Below are 20451 nucleotides of genomic sequence, written 5' to 3'. Positions count from 1 at the left end.
GGAGCAGGGGAAGCAGGGGAAGAAAGGGAAGAAAAACTATTGATTATTGCCCAGTCCCCAATACCCTAAAATCCCATTGCTTTGGCTACTGCACCCAATTCTGCTGCAATACCCTGTTGAAATTGACTGTGATTGTGTTTAATGGCCGTATCTGGGTCTTTTAGACCATTACCTGTGAGGACACAAACTACTGTCGCCCCTGTAGGAATTTGGTCTTTCACCTGTAACAAGCCAGCAACAGAAGCGGCGCTAGCAGGTTCGCAGAAGATACCTTCTGATGCTGCTAAAAGTCGATAAGCATCGAGAATTTCGGCATCGGTAACGGCGTGGAAATTTCCCTGACTGGCGGTTTGGGCTGCGATCGCTAACTCCCAACTAGCAGGGTTGCCAATGCGAATTGCTGTTGCTAGGGTTTCGGGATGCGCCACTGGCTTACCATGCACTAAAGGGGCTGCACCTGCGGCTTGGAATCCCATCATTCGGGGTAAGCGATCGCACTTTCTGGCTTGATGATATTGACAAAATCCCATCCAGTATGCTGTGATATTTCCCGCATTACCTACGGGAATACATAACCAGTCTGGGGCATCACCCAGAGCATCGACAATTTCAAAGGCTGCTGTTTTTTGTCCTTCTAGGCGGTAGGGATTGACCGAATTCACCAAAGTGATTGGATAGCTTTCGGCCATCTCGCGGACAATTTCTAGGGCTTGGTCAAAATTACCTTTAATTGCCAATACTTCTGCTCCATACAGCAACGCTTGTGCCAACTTGCCCAACGCCACATAACCGTCAGGAATCAGTACAAAGGCATTCATCCCCCCACGTCTGGCATAAGCGGCGGCGGCGGCTGAGGTGTTGCCCGTGCTGGCACAAATTACTGCTTTTGCCCCTGCTTCCTTGGCCTTGGAAATTGCCATAGTCATTCCCCGGTCTTTGAAACTGCCGGTGGGATTGAGACCGTCATATTTGACAAAAACCCGTACTTGTCTGCCAATACGTTCTGCGATCGCTGGCGCTGGGATGAGAGGCGTGTTACCCTCCAACAGAGTCACAATCGGTGTGTTTTCGCTGACAGGCAAGTATTCGCGATAGGCTTCTATCAGTCCAGGCCAGGGTTGGCGATGGGATGTAGCAACAGACAGGCTCAAAGTCACGGGATTTAAAATTTATTAATGTAAGGATTGGATATTTAGAGAGGGCAAAATCGGGAAGTGCAGAATGGGTAAGAGGAAGAAAGTGAATTTTTCTTTGCCAGTTCCCAGTTATGAGTCCCTTAATTCAATTAAGAATATTATTTTTTGTGGTGCAGGCGTTAAATTTGGTATTTTTATTTTTTATTTAAGAATGTCAGTTTATCATAACCGCCATAGCAACCTTCAGTTCAACAAATTTAGCTTAGGAATGCTGACGGGGTGAGAAACCATCGGCAAACGTATTCATACTTACGCAAGAACTCTCTGAAACTCTTATTTTTCACTGCGGAAATATACATAGATGTCTCTGTTCAAGTTTTTAGAGGTTGTCTAGTTCCGACTCTATAGACTGGAAACGATGTTTTAAAGGAGTTTTAGCTGAAGTTGAGACACGTCAGCAAGTACGTTTTTTCATAATTTGGCGGAATTCTTGATGTAGTCTACATATAATTTCTTGCGTAAATTCCCTAAAAACGGTCATAATAATTAGTACAGTCATAATTGACAGTCCACCAAATTAAATAGTTCTAAGTAACTTCGAGTGGACGGAAGCTTCGCACGCTTTAGCCGATGTTTTATTTGGAACCCAGCCATTCTAATCACCGTCTCTTATGATTGAACCGAAAATCCATTAGAGTAATTGATTGAAAATATACAATAATTTAATAAAGCTTAAAAGAGCATTATTATAATATTTCTAATGGTGTGAGTTAAATTGTGGATTTAATTAACGATGCCTACTTATTTATCTAGTGTTTCCGATTGCGAGTCCCAGGCTAACTGGGTCAGTAAGTTAACTAAGTCTTACTACCAAGACGATCAACAAGCTAAATTGCTGCATTTACAAGCAGAGGTAGATTCCCTGTTACAGCAGTTAGAAAACCTAAAACACCAACGTCTAGCCGAAACTAACCAAAAAGAATAAGTCTATTTTGTGGAGCGATCGCCTTGTCCATTTCTAGTCTAAATTTGAATGGAGGGCGTGCTATTCAAAGCGCTGATTTTTATCCGACCAGCGCTTTAAACTGTAGTTATGAGCATTTTCTACCAGTAAAGCTAGAGATTGCATGCCCGAAAGCTTGGCGATCGCAGACAGTCTTTGTAAGTCATTTCCTGTAAAATCAGTGTAAATAACTTCATTGCTATCAGACAAAATTATAGTTCGGTCACGGCGTTGCTCTGTGTTTTCCGCCGGCATTCCCGGTTTAGACTGATTCAAAGATGCTATTGCTTCTGGTGAGATAGTCAGTATTATTTCTGGTTGAGCGTTATTTGTTAAATCAATTACTTGAACCGGCCAATCACCCAACTTTTCCTGCATCTCCTCAAAGGTAGGAATAGCACCAGCCAGAATTTCGCCAGATTCCTGCAAAGATTGCCAGACACTCGATAATATTACCTTCACCCCTTGGGGATTTTGTTGATATAGTTCTCTTAGAGTAATGGGAGATGGTTGCACCCATTCCAGTGCTGCATTGGTCAGGGCTAAAGGTTTGGGTTGAAGAACATCATTTTGATTCTCTGGGATTTTTGGGCTAGCAGCTAATAGGCGCAAAACTTTACCCCGTAGTTGCACCGCCTTGATAGCGGCTATACTAATTTTTTGTTCTCCATTAGGCAACCAGACCACAATCTGGATTTCAGAGTCAGAAGTGATTCCCAAAGTTTTCCAAAAAAATTTTGCGGCGTCAGTCTTGGGTGGGTTCAAATTCTCAAAAGGGTAATTTAGCCAGCGTTTACCGTCATTAAATGCACTCACCTCCACTTGATACCAAACTTGATTATCCGTGAGTTTCAGGTCGGCGGTAGAATTTGCTAGCCACTCACTGCTAGTAACTTGAGTGATTGGTTGCACCGTACCAACAATCTGACTAGATATTTGCGACTTTGTAATCTCACCATTAAGTCTTGCTAACAGACCTTGAATATAATCAAGATTTTCTTTGGTAATTTTTGGTTGCGCCTTTAACCAAGAATTAGCATGTCCTTCTCCCTGTTGAACCGCTAAAATCAAAGCAAACCAAGCTTGCACCTCTCGTCTATTTGGGTTCACCCGCAACGCCGCCGCTGTCCGATTCCACAATCGTTTTTTATCAGCTTTAAGTAGAGTCGCGATTTCTTGGGAATTATGTGGCGAGGCTTCAAACACCTGTAAAGCTTTCCCCCACCGACCATCAATCAAATCTGCCAACACCTCTTGACTAGGACTTGCCCAAATTTTCTGAGCTTGGGTTTGAGTCAATTGGGAATGCAAGCGAATCAAATCCATTTGCGCTTGCGCCGCCTCTGGCAAAATTCCTTTGCGCTGTTTCTTGATAAATTTTAACCATTCAAAAGCTGGTGTCCACAGTCCACTACGGGCAATTGACAGGGCATTTTGGTATCCATAATCCTTGAGGACTGGTGATTTGAGGGTAATTGCCTCCAATTGAATTGGTTTAAGGAATAATTTCAGAGACTTAACTTGGTAAACCTGTAAGTGCGGTTCTAAACCTACTGTTTGATCGACAACTAATTCTTTGGTACTATCACCAGTTACCTGCTGCCATTTGGGCAATTGTCCATTCGGACTAGCCCAAGACAACATTTGTAGTAAATTTCTGCGTTCTGGATTGTAGTATACGATTTGACCGTAGGCGAACGCACCAGTTTCTTGTTGGCGTTGACCCCGCAAATTAAACCAAACTCCTGGTGATGGTGTCCCACCTTCAAAGCGTTGCACTTGAGTTAAAGGTAGAGGAATGCTGATATCCTGGGGCTCTGATGTCTCATCAAGCCAGGGAGAAGTTACAAAAGATTCCTCTGACCCAGTTACAGGTAATTGAGTTACTAGATAGTAGTAATTTTCTGACTGAGATTTAAACTCTAACTCAACTGATAGCTCGTAAACTCTGAGTTCCACAAGTTCTTTACAATCAGATTGACAATTAGCACGCTGTTGAAAAACTGGCAGTAAAAATGAGGTTTCCGTATTTTGATTTAAAGGCAGAGGTTCCCCAAATATTTGGTTTTTTTTACTCAAATCGAGTTGAATTTGTTTGAGAGTTTTAGGACGTTCGTGCTTCCCAAGGGGGATTTGCGCCCATGCAGGTAAAATTTTATTTAGCCAGCTTACCCGATCTGGATTGAATATGAAGAGAACGCTAATCCAGGCAAAAGCCATAATTAGACTAGCACTAATTAACAGAATTGCGTAGGCGCAGCCCGTCGTAGACATCGCTAACATTGACGACAACCAACTTCCCCCTTTTAGCTTTTTCTGGGGATTTTTAGCGACACGTTTCATCGCACCAGCACGAGGTTTATTTTGTTTCGAGGCTTTTGGCGTCAGCTTGCGTGAGCGATTTGCCATAAATTGGGGACTGGGGATTAGGGATTAGGGATTGGGGATTAGGGATTGAGAAAACTCTTTCCTAGTCCTCAGTACCCAGTACCCAATCCCAAGTACCCAGTCCCCAGTCTCCAGTCCCCAGTCCCCAGTCCCCAATACCCTGTTATACTCGTCCTTTCAGAAGTTGCCCAGAAGCATTAAGTCTAATTTGGGACAAAATCCGTAAATGTCCCCATGTGAACACTAGATGATCGCGAATACACTCTTCACTTAAGTATGTGAGCAGAGTGTAAAAAATTGAAAGGTAGACTTATTAGCCGCAGTCATCGCAAAACATGGATGCTTGCATGGTTACTTATTGCAGGAGTAAATGGAGTTGCACAAAAAGTACTAGCACAAGAGTACGTAAATACAGAAACTACTCAGGAGTCAGGAGTTAAGAATGATAATATTATTCCCTCGTCTCCCTCTCTCTCTCAAGAAGAACCGATGGCGCAAGTTACATCGGTATCTCAACTCAAAGACGTACAACCCAACGATTGGGCATTCCAAGCATTACAGTCTTTGGTAGAACGCTATGGTTGTATAGCAGGCTATCCAGATAGCAGCTATCGCGGTAATCGCGCCTTAACTCGCTATGAATTTGCTGCCGGTGTGAATGCTTGTTTAGATAGAGTCAACGAATTAATCACTACAGCCACCAACGATTTAGTCACCCGCGAAGATTTAGCAACATTACAAAAATTGCAATCAGAGTTTGCCCCTGAATTAGCAACTTTGCGGGGTCGTGTCGATAGTTTAGAAGCCAAAACCACCGAAATCGCAGCTAACCAATTCTCAACAACAACTAAACTCAGTGGACTACTGATAGTTGGCATTCAAGGACGGACTAGCAATCGTGGTGATGTTAATCCTAGAGATGGACAAAAAGATACAAATGATGCAGGTACAAACATTAATGTTATGTCCCTGGCGCAGCTATATTTAACTAGTCAAATCACTCCCACTAGCTACTTATTTACAGGTCTTATAGATGGTAAAGGGAAAACTACACCTAGATTTACCAATAGTGTTTCTCGGAATGATGTTTTACTTGGCTACGAATTTCCTACAAGTAACTTAATTGTAAGTGACCTCAATTTTCATTGGCTGATAACAGATACATTAGCAGTAATGGTGGGAACAGAAGGTGTAAGTATGCCAGCTGCTTTCCGAGGTCCCAATCGTGTAGAAAGTGCTGCAACTGGGCCGTTGTCTTATTTTGCCCAAAGAAACCCAATTTTAAATATGGGATACGGTCACGGCGGTATAGCTATTGATTGGCAATTTGCTAAACGTGCTAGTTTGCAGGCAATTTATACTAGTTACAAACCAGGAAATCCCGGTAAAGATAGTGGTTTATTTGATGGAACCACTACTACAGGTGTGCAATTGCTGCTGACACCAACCGATACTCTAGATTTAAGTTTGTACTACGTTAATAATTACGCTTCAGATGGTTGTTTGCTAACCTTTGTTGGTGATGAATGCTTAACTGCGGTTAATACGACTACTGGAAAATCAGCACCCCTACAAACCAACGCCGTGGGTGCGACTTTAACTTGGCAAATTTCTCCCCGCATTAGCGCAGGCGCATGGGGTGGTTATACTAAATCTTATATTCCTGGGCAATCGGGAAATGTAGAGACAACAAATTATATGGTGTTTTTGAATTTCCCTGATTTATTTGCTAAAGGAAATTTGGGGGGAATTTATGTCGGTCAACCTCCGAAAATCACTAGTAGCGACTTACCTGTAGGGAATAATGTCCCTGATTTTATCAATACAGGTTTAGGACGTGCCGGTGGACAACCAGGAACAACTACTCAAATTGAAGCATTTTATCGTTTCCAATTATCAGATAATATCAGCATTACACCAGGAATAATTCATCTTATCCAGCCTGGCAACACACCAGATAGTGACTCAGTTACCATTGGCATTCTGCGTAGTACTTTCAGTTTTTAATTCTGTTTGCAGATAAATATTATAGAACTTAAGTCTTGATAGAGGCTTATACCTAATTGCTTACAAAAAACAATGAAAATCTATTTTGTAATGCCTCATACCCAATTTTAAATAGATATAAAAAAGGTTTGGCTCACCACCAAACCTTTATATAAATCCAGTGCATAACAACATCCCAAGTTAATTTACCCATTATTCTATTCATAGGGCATCTTCCTATAGGATGTGTGCAAATATCTTGAAACCTGATAATGGATTACTCGGTATAACTGAATACCTAGAACATAAAACTAATCTGCCATCAGTCAGGGCATATTAATGTTAAAGATAGTCATACAACTACTTGATTGTAATTTAATCCCAAAATGCTAATCAGTAACAAAAAAGACGGGGGTTAGCCCGTCCTATGTATAATAAGTAAAAACATCTTGGTAATTTCTGCAATATATCAAAATACTCTAATTACAATCTGCCAAATTGCCAAATGCTTAACAATAAAACAAGAATATAAATCAATACAGTTCAGAATGAGCAATAAAACACTTGTAGAGACGGCGATTTATCGCGTCTCTACAACCCAAAATTGTTGCCAGTAGCCCTTAACCCAAGCTATATAACAATACACTTGGGTTAAGCTTCTCTTCCTTCTCTGACGAGACGCTACGCGAATGTGTCCTAAGCTGTTAAGTATACAACTTGCATTATCAGGGCGGGCAAGATGTCATTGGTGTCAACTTAACGCGAAAACTAGCCTAGTACAAGCTTTTAGATATTGTCTCGTTCCCATTCGAAAACTGGGAATGCTTGCCGTTGATTTTACAGTCCTAGTGAATAATTTTGGCACTTGCCAATCCCCATCAAATACTGATTATGATCGGATGTCTGTAGGTAATACTAGAGAAAAAATTACTGGCAACGAAATTCATCATGAACCTAAGTATAGTTGATGATAAATTGCAGATAGAATTTACGTTTCAAGAGCAACTGCTAGCTGTTCGCTTGAATAAACTTTGGCAAATATCACTAGCCCGTATTGAACAAGTTACGACAGATGAACCCCAAAGTAATTGGCGAGAATTGCGTGCCCCTGGTAGCTTTATTCCTGGAGTGATTAAGGCTGGAACTTATTACACTAACCGTGGTAAAGAGTTTTGGTATGTAAATCGAGAGACAAATTATTTAACGATTCAATTGCGAGATGAATCCTACAAACGGATTATCTTAACTATCGATGACAATGAGTCTTGGCAACAAAGACTTTCTCAGATAATTACTGCATAGTTAGGAAAATGAAAAGCGTCTCTGCCGCGAGTAAGAGAGACGGCAGCCCACTGATGAGAATTCCCAGTCTGAGACTGGGAATGGAGTAATCTTTAAAAGAGTTGTATCGTCAGGTTTCTACTGATTTGGGGTTCTCTGTATTAACCACCAGCGACAGCTGGGACAATACTTACTTCATCGCCATCTTTAAGAGTTGTGTTAATACCATCTAGATGACGGATATCTTCGCTATCGACGTAAAAATTTACAAAGCGACGTAGCTTACCTTGTTCATCGCACAACCGAGATTTAATACCAGGAAAGCTTTGTTCTAAAGAATCTAACAATTCAGCAATAGTGCTGCCGGTGGATTCTAGAGTAGCTTGATTATTAGTAAAACTCTGAAGAGTTGTAGGAACTAAAACTTTTACAGCCATAGAAGTACAAAGTGAAGAGTGAAGAGTTAGGAATAAAGTTAAGGGTAAAGAGTTATGAATATAAAAAACTCATAACTCCTAACTCATAACTAAACGAGAACTTGTTGCCATTCCAAGCGATCTAGAGTACGCGATCGCTCTAGGGCACGTTCAAAACTATCGAGTTTCGCATCAATAGTCAAGGGTTCGCCAACGTAGCCTTGGATTGCTTCTTGAGTTTTCAGACCATTACCAGTGATGTAAATCACAGTAGTTTCATCTGGATCAATTTTGCCAGCTTCTACCAGTTTTTTCAGTACGGCAACGGTTGTACCACCAGCCGTTTCTGTGAAGATGCCTTCGGTTTCTGCCAGCAACTTGATGCCATCAATAATTTCGGCATCATTGACTGATTCAATGTTACCACCAGTCTTCTGAGCTAACTCCACAGCATAAATGCCGTCTGCTGGGTTGCCGATCGCTAGCGATTTCGCAATTGTATTCGGTTTAACTGGCTTAATAAAGTCACGTCCTTCTTTGAAGGCTTGGGCAATGGGCGAACAACCTTCAGCTTGAGCGCCACTGAAACGAACGCTCTTGTTTTCTACCAAACCAACTTCGACAAATTCTTGGAATCCTTTATAAATTTTTGTAAAGAGCGAACCAGATGCTAAAGGAGCAACAACATGATCGGGTAGTTCCCAGCCTAGTTGTTCCGCAACTTCAAAACCTAGTGTCTTAGAACCTTCAGAGTAATAAGGACGCAGATTAATGTTGACAAAACCCCAGCCATGTGTATTAGCAACTTCCGAACAGAGACGATTTACTTGATCGTAGTTGCCCTTGACTGCCATTAAGGTGGGACTGTAAATCAGGCTACCGAGAATTTTACCGGCTTCTAAATCTGCGGGGATGAACACACAGCAGTCTAAACCGGCGTGAGCTGCGATCGCCGCTGTAGAATTTGCTAAGTTACCAGTGCTAGCGCAAGAAACAGTAGTGAAACCCAACTCTCGCGCCCTCGATAGGGCAACTGACACCACCCGATCCTTAAAGCTCAGGGTGGGCATATTAACGGCATCATTTTTTATATAAAGCTTATTTAGACCCAGGCGACGGGCAAGACGGTGGGAACGAACCAAGGGAGTCATCCCCGTTCCCACATCAATAACATTGTCAGTTGCGACAGGCAAAAAGGGACGATAGCGCCAAATGGAATTGGGTCCAGCTTGAATTGTTTCACGAGTGACAGTCAGACGTAGGGCGTTATAGTCATACTTAACTTCTAATGGCCCAAAACATAACTCACAAACATTGCTGGCTTTGAGTTCATATTCTGCACCACATTCCTTACACTTCAAGGCTTGAAAGTAGGCAGTGCTGGTTTGGGTTTGGGTTGTAATTGCCTGAGTCATAAACTAGCTTTCCCTGTTTGTCTGTCGACTGTCGCCTGATAGTAACACGAGCAAAAATACCAGTCAAACATACCCGACAAAAATAGTCGGGTATGTTTAGTGTTGAACGGAATGATTCTTGTAAAACTTTAATATCAGTAATCCCTGTATTTGGTACTTATACTTACACAAGCAATGTTAAAAAAAAAGAAAATAGCCTAGAATACTCAGGATTAATACTGTTAAAAAATATGATTAAATTGCATCGTAGTTATGATTAAATTGCATTTATTGAAAATGCCATCTCATTTAAGCGATCTAGATCGCTTAGTTAACTTTCAATTTTTTAATCTAAATAACTCCACAGAATAATACAGATTTCTGACAGTCAACACTCAAAAGCGCTTTCAAATATAGGTTTTAGTCTTCCTGGAGTCTGAGTTCAACCATTAAAATTTATATGTGTGTTGCCAAAATAAAGCTAATTTCTCCGCTTTGATGCACTCATTCACAGCCAGAGAAGTTACTTATTTACACGGAAGATTTTTTTTGCTTTAAAAGCTACATTGCTATATACATCGATAAGTTAGCAAAACACAGTAATAAATTACACATATTTGCGATTGCCAGCCTTGATGTTCAAAGGTAAGCGTAAAACAAGTAGACAAATTATTTCTGGTTATTGCCTCAATACGGTTCCTCAGGAGTGTCAATAATTTAACTCCTTAACACAGACAGTCCCGAAACATTGAAGCTTTGGGCAGCTATAATCGGCAATTCTTTAAGGAATTGCCGAACTTTATCCTGTCTCAAAATCCAAGATACAAGTTCAGCAAACAAACAAACTACTTCTATGGTAAATCGAAATCAATCTGTCAACAAGCAGCATAAAGTTTACCAATCTCTAGTAGCAACAGCATTATTAACTGGTAGCCTTTTCCAATTTGTCGCACCTGTATTAGCTGACGGAACTACTGGGGGTACATCTATCAGTAACACTGCGACAGCAACCTACGAAGATCCCAACAATCCAGGGACAACTATAAATTCCACCTCTAACACTGTTACCGTGACTGTAGCAGAGGTTGCGGGTATTACTGTCACAGGGTCGGGTGTAACGGATAACACTACTAGCCCTACTAATACAACAGTTCAGGTTGGCGACTTACTCATCTACACCTATACCCTAACCAACGTAGGTAACGACCCCACCAAATTCCATATTCCTAACCAGGCTACAACAACTGGGCCGGGTACAGTTTCCGGCACATTACCAGGTGGTACAGCTAATAGCCTGCAATATAGTACTGATGGTGGTGCAACTTGGACAAACGTAACAGCTGGTGGTGTAGATACACCCTCAATTCCGGTTAATGGTACTGTGTTGGTGCGTGTGCCGGTAACTGTACAGACTGGCGCTCAATCGGGTGACGTAATTAAAGTTACTCTTGGTAACACTCCAGGTGATGCCCAAAACCAACTGCGGAGTCCTGATGGTGGTGACGTTTATACTGTAGATAATGCTGATAACGCAGGTGGCGGGGAAGTTCCTGGCACACCAGTTAACGGTACACGAGAATCTAGTATTACCCAGCAAATTCAAGTAGGCAACACAGCTAAAACTGTTGCTCTAGCCACAATACTCAAAACTCGGACAGGCTATAACGCTGGTAACACTTCCGTACTCAATGATGATGTGCTGACTTATGGTTTAAGCTTGCGAGTTGAGAGTAACGACGTAACCAATCGTGGGCTAACACCCGCAGCTTTAGCTGGTACAACCATCAATGTAGACGGTAATTCAGTTACTCGCATCTTAGTTTCTGATGCACTTCCAGCATTAACAACTCTTAATGGAACCCCAACCGCTCCTTCAGGGTGGATAGTGGTTTACGCTGGTGAAGATCCTACAACTACAACTGCCGATCAGGCTCTATGGAAAACTAACAGTGCGAATGTAACAGGTGGTGTAGTTAAACGGGTTGGTTTTATTAACGATCCTAACTCTATCTCTTCAGTTGCCACAGGGACAACCGTTACAGGTTTTACAGTACAAGTAAAGACCACTGGAATCACAGGAACGACAGCGACAAATGTTAACAACATCGCTCAAGTGTTCGGTAAAACTGCTGGAGATCCAAATAGCCCTCTACTCTTTGACGATTCAGGCGATCAAAATCCAGATAACGTCAACCCCACCAATGGAGTCTTTCCTACTACAGTAGACTCTGGCTATTATCCTGGTACAGTTCCCGCCAATCAAACTGACACAGGTAATAACAACCAAGGTAGTAATTCTGTTACAGGAAATGTCAACGTCTACACGGTTTCAGTCGCCCAAGCAAACTCAGTTTTAAACGGGCCGAATAATGCACCGGATGCTGTTGGCCCAACAGATAATAACGACGACTTCACAAACAAATCCTCTTTTGTTCCTCCTAACACATCACCTGGTAGTACACTTGACCCACAATCAGTTGGTTTCACTAACACAATTAAGAACAGTGGAACTAACCCTAATGACATTACAATAGTACCAACAGTACCAGCTACAGCTACAGATTTGCCCAATGGTACAAAGGTGACTGTTAGCTATAACAGTCAATCTGCTGTCTATACTTACAGCATCACCAATAACGTTGGCACTTTCACCCTGGCAGCCAATAACACACCAATTAAAATCTCTGGTGTTGCTGCTGGAAGCAGTGTAAATTATGGCGTAGAAGTTGACCTACCAGCTGGTACGCAACTATCGACTGATATCAATAAGGGTTTCCCAGTACCCATTACTGCCTTTATTGACACTAATAATAATGGTGTAGTTGATACTGGTGAGGTTAACAACATCTCCATAGATCGCGTATACACTGGTTTCCTGAAACTGCTGAAAGTGTCGCGAGTCTTACAAGGAACTGGCCCAGCAGTACAAGGGACTGATGGCACATTCAGTACCACTCCCAAGAAGCCTGCACCAGGAAATATTATTGAGTACCAAATTCAGTACAGTAATATTTCCGATCCTCAAGCTGGAAGCGGTAACGTGATTTTGAATGCTAACAAAGTTGTGATTACTGAAGATGGTACGCAAACTCCCAACAACTGGGCGCTAGACAACGACAATAATACTCAAATTGATACTAGCAACATTGTTGGTTCAGCTAAAGATTCTGGAGCTTCAACTATCCAATTTTTCAATGGTAATCCAGCTAGTAACCTTGGTATCGATCAAACTGGAACTACAGCAAGTACTGATGTTGCTAAGTACATAAATACCGTAACTGGCACGATCGCACCGGGCATTCAAAGAACATTTACCTTCCAACGCAAGGTGAACTAATTCTTTGGGATTGGGGATTGGGGGTTGTGACGTTCGCAAATTCTAAGAGAGCGATCGCTGCAACCAGTTAACCCAATACTTGTCGGGTTTTGGGGAAAAGGGGAAGGTGGGGCCCCCTCTGGGGATAAGGGGCGGGGGGAAAGGGGAAATAAAAAACCTTTACCCTTTACCCTTTAACCTTTTCCCAAAACCCAATTCCGAGTTAAAAATCCACGAAGCAAGCAGTATTGCCAGTTAACCTTATCCCCAACCTCTAAACAGGAAGCAAATAGGGGAGTGACTCTTTCTTCGCAAAAGCAGGGAAAGATAAGTCAACAATCAAGATTCTGGAAATTTTTTGAGGTTATTTATTATGAAGCGTGTTTCTCTTGCAGGTTTAGGAGCCGTCGCTCTCATTGCTACAGTCCCATTTTTCGGTCAAATTCCGGGAATCGCAAATGTATGGCATTTAGAAAGTGCTGTTGCTCAGAATATCAAAACTCAAGGGCAAATTCAATTGCGCTTAGAAGCAGAAAAGCAAGTAGTAGCACAGGATCAGCAGGGTAAGCAAAGTCAGAAATGGGAACCTTTGAAAGGTCAAGTTGTGGTGCAACCTGGAGATGTGTTGCGATATACCTTGACTGGTGAAAATAAGAGCGATCGCCCAGTGAAGAATTTGACTTTTAATCAACCTATTCCGAAAGGAATGGTTTACGTGCTGAATTCTACTACTGTCGCCAACAATGCCAAAGTTATTTACAGCATTGATGGCGGACGTAGCTTTGTCGAAAATCCCACTGTGAAAGTTACTCTTCCTAACGGCAAAGTGGAAACAAAGCCCGCACCAGCCAGTGCTTATACCCATATCCGTTTGCAGATTCCCTCACTTGCAGCCAAGACAACAGTGAAAGCGACTTATCAAACCCAAGTGCGCTGATTGGAACGTGGAGATACGCCGTCTTTCTGACTGTATTTCGAGATGGAAACTGGAAACGAAATTTTTAAAGGGTTTTAGCTTAACTGGATTTCCACAAATAAATAAGTGTTTTTATTAACAACAAGCTTGACATTTCATAGGAGATGTGTTCAGTGAGCCGTCCTCAAAACCAAAAGCAAATTACTTCTAGCCGTAGCTGGTGGCGACGGCTAACAGCTAGTGTTCTTTTGGGAAGTTTTTTGCATACTACTATATCTATACCAACGATCGCGCAACAGACTAATAATCTAGTTGCGTCTTCGCCATTAATAAATCAAGCTACTTACACTTATACAGATTCAGCTAATAATAATCAATATCAAGGAAGTTCTAGTCAGATCAACGCCACTCCTACCCCATTAGTTGATCCTTTAGGACGGATCTTAGGTTGCGCTGGCACAATTTTACCTGACTATACAGGTTTTTCAGTTGGGGTATATGAACCTAACTCTAGCGACCCAACAGGGACAGAATTAGGCAGCTTAGTTGCTTTGACTCGAACAGAGTTACCAGATATTCCTAATAACAATGTTCCTGGTGGTAGATCGCCAAATACCGAGAATAGTAACCCCTACTTCGTTACGAATAACCCTGCGGGTGTCTACAATTTCCTACTCGATCCCAATAAGGGTCAAACCGATCCAGGTAGAACCTACATTTTTGTAGTTAATCCGCCACCAAATTCTATCTACAGACAGAGGCGGATCAAGATTGAAATCCTTGGTAGCACTGGCACACAAGGTAATAATATTGTGCGATATGTTGCTAGTTCTCTGGATGGTCAACCAATCAGTCTCACAGGCCAAACCAGGGTAGAGCAAACAGTCGTTTTAGTTCCCAATGCAGAAGTTGTGGGACTGGATTTATTAGCCTTTGAATTTACTACAAATCTGTGTCAAGCCAATCAGTTACAGATTATCAAAACAAGCGATCGCGCTGCTGCTGAACCTGGAGATACAGTCATCTACCGCCTGTCAGTAAAAAATCTCGCTGATGCTGGTTTGAATAATATATTTGTCACCGACAACTTACCTTTAGGATTCGATTTTTTGCCGAAATCTGTGCGGGGAGAGGTAGATGGTCAACTCGTCACTATCACTTCAGAACGCAATGGTAATACAGTGACATTCCGCACAGATGTAACCATTCCCACAGAGAAAGTCTTGAATATTGCCTACGCTGCTCAACTAACACCTGATGCGCTGCGTGGGACTGGTCGCAACAGTGCGATCGTTAATGCTCAACGAGCCGATAACCGTTTTAGCACCAAGGATGGTCCTGCAACACACCAGTTGAAAATTAGTTCAGGAATCCTTTCTGACTGTGGCACGATTATCGGTCGGGTATTTGTTGATAAAAACTTTGACGGTGAACAACAACCTGGTGAGCCGGGGATACCAAATGCAGTGATTTTTCTGGAGGACGGAAACCGCATCACTACAGATCCTAATGGTTTGTTCTCCTTAGCTAATGCCTTACCTGGATATCACACAGGTGTATTAGACCTGAGCAGTTTACCTGGTTACACCCTAGCTCATAACGAAAAATTCCGCGAACGAAATAGCCAATCTCGCTTGGTGCATTTAGAGCCTGGTGGCTTGGTACGTATGAACTTCGGTGTCACCCCCACATTTCAGGAGCCAGTCAAGAAATGAAACCCAGACTGCACTGTGCAACTATATTTAACCTGAAATTGATGGGGGCAATGCCAATAGCTCTCTGCCTGGTTTTGTATCCTGCTATAGTCAAAGCTGAAATTACTAGTGAAAATCTCCTTTTCTCTGATTCACCTCCGCAAGCAGACAAGGGTGTTGAAGAAGAGGCAAGGGAGCAGGGAGCAGGGAGCGGGGGAAAGGCTTTGAAGTCTCCTCATCTTTTGGGAAGTTCTAAGCAGCAGTTTCCATCTGATGAATTTTCTTCTACTTCTTTAGCACTAACTACTGATACCTCAATTCCAGATGTCCAGGCAAGTGAAACGGAAATACAACCGTTTCAACCAGCAAACTCTGTTGATTTGCCCACAGGCTTAAATAAAGTAGCTGGAATTGAGGAAAAGACGGAAGTACAAACATTTCAGCCAGCAAACTCTGTTGATTTACCCACAGGTTTAAATAAAGTAGCCGAAATCAAGAACAAAAATGATGAAGGTAAAGAAACCGAGACACAGTTGCAAGCTTCTCCAACGGCAATACAACCATTTCAACCAGCAACTTCGGTAGGTTTGCCTAGAGGCTTACGCAAAATAGCAGGAGTAGAGAACGGACAAGGGGTGAATGAAAATCTTCCTGTGTCTCCCACTCTCCCAATATCTACAGCTATCAAAATCCTGACTCCAACGGCTGACAGTGTTGTAGATGTCCAAGCTAGCACGGTGATTGTGCAGTTTCCTGTTGGTAGTCAGGTGGAATTGCGGGTGAATGGCACTTTGGTAGACCCTTCTTTAGTAGGACGAACTGAAAGTGATGCTACCACTAACTTAGTAACGCAGACATGGTATGGTGTCTCGTTAAAAGAAGGCGTAAACACCATCTCTGCAAAAATTATTGGAGGAACAGAACCCCCTGTAACAGTGCAAGTCGCAGTGCGGGGAGCGCCACAGCAACTAACTTTAGAAACAGTTGAGTCTCGTATCCCAGCGGATGGACGTTCTACAGCAACAATCCGGGGTCAACTGCTCGATGCAGGTGGCAATCGCTCTAATCGTGATGCTGTTGTTACTCTTATACCCAGTGCTGGGGAGTTTGTTGGGAAAGACTTTAAGCCCGATGAACCCGGATTTCAAGTGGAGGCGAAAGGAGGACAATTTACAGCGATATTGCGATCGCAACTGAAGGCCGAAACTGTCCGAATTCGAGCCATAACTAACAATCTAGAAGCCTTTACTCAACTGCAATTTGAAACGGCATTGCGTCCGAGTTTAGTTACTGGAGTCATAGATTTACGTTTGGGAGCTAGAGGTACAAATTATTACGGCAGTTTCCGTGATTTCCTCCCTCCTGACAAAAACAACGGCACGCAATTAGATTTCCATTCCGCAGTATTTGCCACTGGTGCGATCGGGGAATGGTTGTTTACGGGTGCATACAACAGTTCTCGTAGCCTCAACGAAGATTGTGACTGTAATAATCGGCTGTTTAGAACTTACCAATCCAGCGAGCAAAACTATCCTGTTTATGGCGATAGCTCGAAAGTTGATGTCGTTACTCCTTCCATTGACAGTGTATTTCTGCGTTTCGAGCGTTCATCTCGTATCCCCGGAGTTTCCCCTGATTATGCTATGTGGGGTGACTACAACACAGAAGAATTTGCGCGGGGATCTCAGCAATTTACTGCGATTACCCGTCAACTCCACGGTTTTAAAGCTAACTACAACTTAGGAAATCTCCAAATTACAGGTTTCTATGGCGACCACTTAGAGGGGTTTCAACGGGATACTATTGCTCCCGATGGTACTAGTGGTTATTACTTTCTCTCTCGCAGACTACTACAAGCAGGTAGTGAAAATGTCTTTATCGAGTTAGAAGAACTCAATCGTCCTGGAACTGTATTAGAACGTAAACAGCTTAATCGAGGCCCAGACTACGAAATCGACTATGATCGCGGTACATTATTATTCCGCGAACCGATGCTTCGTACCGATGTCGATCAGGCTGGACAAGTATTGGTACGTCGGATTGTTGTTAGCTACCAATACGACGATCAAAACTCTGATGGCAATATCTATGCTGGTCGTTTGCAATATAACCTTTCCCGCAAGCTTAATCAAGAAAGCTGGATTGGAGCAACTTATATCCAAGAAAATCACGGAGTACGCGACTTTCAACTCTACGGTGTAGATGCGCTGATTGCTCTGGGTGAGAACGGTAAGTTAGTCGCAGAATACGCCCATTCCACTAATGATTCTGATGTTGTGGGAAGAGTCAGAGGTGACGCTTACCGATTGGAAGCTGAGGGACAAATTGCTAACGGAATTCAAGGTCGTGCCTATTATCGCTTTGCTGATACAGGCTTTGCTAATAATGCCACTGTCAGCTTTGTCCCAGGACAAACTCGTTATGGAGCGCAGGTTACAGCGAAAGTGACCTCAACTACCAACCTCAGAGCGCAATACGACCACGAAGACAATTTTGGGATTGCTCCCCAACCTCTAGATACTTTTGAAGAACTATTTGCACCCAGTTCTAATGCGATACCTGGGAGTAGGGTTGATAATTCGCTGACGACAATTTCTGCTGGAATTCAACAACGTTTAGGTAGTGCCATTATTGATCTGGATTGGATTCATCGTCATCGGGAAGACCGCATCCCCGACAGTAGTTTGAGTAGTAATTCCGATCAATTGCGATCGCGTTTTTCCATTCCCCTAGCTAAAAACCTGACTTTCCAGGCGCAAAATGAACTAAGTTTATCTTCCCAAAAAGATCCTATTTACCCAGACCGCACTATCTTCGGGTTGAATTGGGCAGTAATTCCTGGTGTCAGTGTCAGTTTAGCCCAACAGTTTTATAGTAGCGGTCAATATTCGGGTAACTCCATCACTAGCTTGAGTGTCAACGGCGAACACAAACTCGGATCGGATACTACCTTGACCGGTCGTTACTCAATTTTGGGTGGTGCTAACGAAATAACTACCCAAGGGGCAATTGGTCTAAATAATCGTTGGACTATTGCTTCGGGATTGCGCCTGAATGTTGCTTACGAACACGTATTTGGCAACTTCTTCGGACGGACTGCGGCAGGTCAACAATATGCTCAACCCTTCGCTTTTGGTCAATCTGCATCTGCGATCGGATTTGATGGTGGTGATAGCTACAGCATTGGGCTGGAATACAGTGATAATCCGCAGTTTCAAGCCAGCGCCCGTTATGAACATCGTTCTTCTTCTGGTGGAGGGAATACAGTAATTACTGCTGCTGCTGCGGGTAAAATTTCTCCGGCTCTCACAGCCTTAGTACGTTATCAACAAGCTGGTTCTTCCAATCAAAAGCTTTCAGGACTGGGAGATACTGCTAACCTCAAGCTGGGTCTAGCCTACCGCGACCCCAATAACGATAAATTTAATGCTTTATTGCGTTATGAATATCGCCAAAATCCTTCATCCATCCCTGACACCATCCTGTTAGGAAGTGGTACTGGTTCCCAAGACCATACCTTTGCTTTAGAAGCGATTTATGCTCCTAATTGGCAATGGGAATTCTACGGTAAGTATGCTTTACGTAATAGCACCTCTTATTTAGCTAACGATTTAGCTGGTACTAGCACAGTAAATCTGGCGCAATTACGAGCTACTTATCGTTTGGGATATAGCTGGGATTTGGTAGGTGAAGCTCGTGTGATTAGTCAGTCTAGCTATAGCGAAACAGGCTTTGTTGTAGAAACAGGCTACTACCTCACGCCTAACCTGCGCGTCTCTGCTGGATATGTGTTTGGTAAAGTTGATGACAGAGATTTCTCAGGCACACGTTCTGCGGGAGGCGCATATTTAGGCTTCACCGTGAAGCTTAACGAATTGTTTGACGGTTTTGGACAGCAAAAGATTCCGCCACGCCAGCCACAAGAATCTGCGATGAAAACTTTGGTGAATAAACTCAAGGCTGCAACCAGGGGGATGCAAAAGCGTGAAATATAAAACGGTTATTTGTAGAGACGTAGCAGTGCTACGTCTCTACATTGGGTTGTAAACAACGGATGGAAAATTTTGACGATGATCAAACCAAGATTTCAGGGCAAATACCGCGTAGAGTCCACCCGTTTACCAAATCGAAATTATGCTGCTAATGGTTGGTATTTCATCACCATTTGTACTAAAGATTGCTTCGATCATTTTGGTCAGGTCGTGTCAGGTCAGATAAAACTTTCGGAAATAGGAGAAATTGCTCAAAAATATTGGGTACAAATTCTCAATCATTTTCAAGATATCCAAATTGATACATACGTAATTATGCCCAATCATGTCCACAGAATTGTAGTTATTGATAAACCCCTATCCCCAAATGTAGAGACGTTGCAGTGCAACATCTCTATACAACACGACAGAATTCAACAAGAAACTTTATGCGACGTTACCCAGCGTCAATTCATGTCTGAAATATTCCCAAAACCAGGTTCATTAAGTGCGATCGCACGATCGTATAAATCTGCCGTTACCCGTTGGTGTCGGGAAAATGGTTATGAAAATTTTGCTTGGCAGCCTCGATTTTATGACCACATCATTCGTGCCGATGGTTCTTTAGACCAAATTCGAGAATACATCATTTATAATCCCATCAAATGGGACAAAGACAAAAATAACCCTACAAATTTATGGATGTGATGTTTATACCCACAATGTAGAGACGTTGCATTGCAACGTCTCTAAAAATCGTCAATTTATAGCCAAGATTTATTAAATTTAAAATCAAATCTTTGTTTCACTATTTAAAAGCGATCGCCACACTGAATCTGAATACAGATGGTAGATTATCTACAATTTTGGGCAAGCTAGAGACTGGAGATTTATTTGAGGTGAATCAGGCATCATTAATAATTAGGGTTAGGGTAATTAGCATTTTTTAA

Annotated in this window: 13 protein-coding genes; 9 read left to right on the top strand and 4 right to left on the bottom strand. The window is 42.5% G+C overall.

Going from position 1 to position 20451, the window contains the following annotated elements; genetic code table 11:
• Positions 1 to 65: 65 nt before the first annotated feature.
• A complete protein-coding gene (thrC, locus tag FD723_RS07325) occupies positions 66 to 1157 on the bottom strand; it encodes a threonine synthase (RefSeq protein WP_179064728.1) in 1092 nt (363 codons plus the stop codon).
• A 772-nt stretch (positions 1158 to 1929) separates the two neighbouring features.
• On the opposite strand from thrC (FD723_RS07325), the gene FD723_RS07320 reads away from it, so the two are divergent.
• Positions 1930 to 2121 carry a hypothetical protein gene (locus FD723_RS07320; RefSeq protein WP_179064727.1) on the top strand — a complete coding sequence of 64 codons (192 nt, stop codon included), beginning with the start codon at positions 1930 to 1932 and terminating at the stop codon, positions 2119 to 2121.
• A gap of 60 nt (positions 2122 to 2181) precedes the next feature.
• On the opposite strand, the gene FD723_RS07315 is transcribed toward FD723_RS07320, so the two are convergent.
• Positions 2182 to 4548: a hypothetical protein gene (locus FD723_RS07315; protein WP_179064726.1), complete on the bottom strand. Its 2367-nt coding sequence runs from the start codon at positions 4546 to 4548 to the stop codon at positions 2182 to 2184.
• A gap of 318 nt (positions 4549 to 4866) precedes the next feature.
• Between FD723_RS07315 and FD723_RS07310 the strand changes: the two genes are divergently transcribed.
• Positions 4867 to 6534: an iron uptake porin gene (locus FD723_RS07310; RefSeq protein ID WP_179069069.1), complete on the top strand. Its 1668-nt coding sequence runs from the start codon at positions 4867 to 4869 to the stop codon at positions 6532 to 6534.
• Between the two features lie 927 nt (positions 6535 to 7461).
• Complete coding sequence (locus FD723_RS07305) at positions 7462 to 7815, top strand: hypothetical protein (RefSeq protein ID WP_179064725.1); 354 nt, start codon at positions 7462 to 7464, stop codon at positions 7813 to 7815.
• A gap of 140 nt (positions 7816 to 7955) precedes the next feature.
• Here FD723_RS07305 and FD723_RS07300 read toward each other — a convergent pair whose 3' ends face one another.
• Positions 7956 to 8231 carry a ubiquitin-like small modifier protein 1 gene (locus tag FD723_RS07300; protein WP_179064724.1) on the bottom strand — a complete coding sequence of 92 codons (276 nt, stop codon included), beginning with the start codon at positions 8229 to 8231 and terminating at the stop codon, positions 7956 to 7958.
• 89 nt (positions 8232 to 8320) lie between these two features.
• A complete protein-coding gene (thrC, locus tag FD723_RS07295; RefSeq protein ID WP_179064723.1) occupies positions 8321 to 9625 on the bottom strand; it encodes a threonine synthase in 1305 nt (434 codons plus the stop codon).
• A gap of 832 nt (positions 9626 to 10457) precedes the next feature.
• Here thrC (FD723_RS07295) and FD723_RS07290 point away from each other — a divergent pair.
• The 6 genes from FD723_RS07290 to FD723_RS07265 all read left to right on the top strand — a co-directional run bounded on the left by FD723_RS07290 (position 10458) and on the right by FD723_RS07265 (position 20451).
• Positions 10458 to 12941: a hypothetical protein gene (locus FD723_RS07290; protein WP_179064722.1), complete on the top strand. Its 2484-nt coding sequence runs from the start codon at positions 10458 to 10460 to the stop codon at positions 12939 to 12941.
• Between the two features lie 352 nt (positions 12942 to 13293).
• On the top strand, positions 13294 to 13857 hold the full coding sequence (locus FD723_RS07285; protein ID WP_179064721.1) for a DUF11 domain-containing protein: 564 nt from the start codon (positions 13294 to 13296) through the stop codon (positions 13855 to 13857).
• Positions 13858 to 14000: 143 nt separating this feature from the next.
• On the top strand, positions 14001 to 15551 hold the full coding sequence (locus FD723_RS07280) for a DUF11 domain-containing protein (RefSeq protein WP_179064720.1): 1551 nt from the start codon (positions 14001 to 14003) through the stop codon (positions 15549 to 15551).
• Positions 15548 to 19525 (top strand): TonB-dependent receptor, encoded by a 3978-nt coding sequence (locus FD723_RS07275; RefSeq protein WP_179064719.1) that lies wholly within the window; start codon positions 15548 to 15550, stop codon positions 19523 to 19525. Before FD723_RS07280 ends, FD723_RS07275 begins: the two co-directional genes overlap by 4 nt.
• A 75-nt stretch (positions 19526 to 19600) precedes the next feature.
• A complete protein-coding gene (locus FD723_RS07270; protein ID WP_179064718.1) occupies positions 19601 to 20209 on the top strand; it encodes a transposase in 609 nt (202 codons plus the stop codon).
• A gap of 92 nt (positions 20210 to 20301) precedes the next feature.
• A complete protein-coding gene (locus FD723_RS07265; protein WP_179064717.1) occupies positions 20302 to 20451 on the top strand; it encodes a hypothetical protein in 150 nt (49 codons plus the stop codon).

The sequence above is a fragment of the Nostoc sp. C052 genome (genome assembly GCF_013393905.1).
In the GTDB taxonomy this organism is placed as follows: Bacteria; Cyanobacteriota; Cyanobacteriia; order Cyanobacteriales; family Nostocaceae; genus Nostoc.
This window is presented reverse-complemented; position numbering and strand designations above follow the sequence as displayed.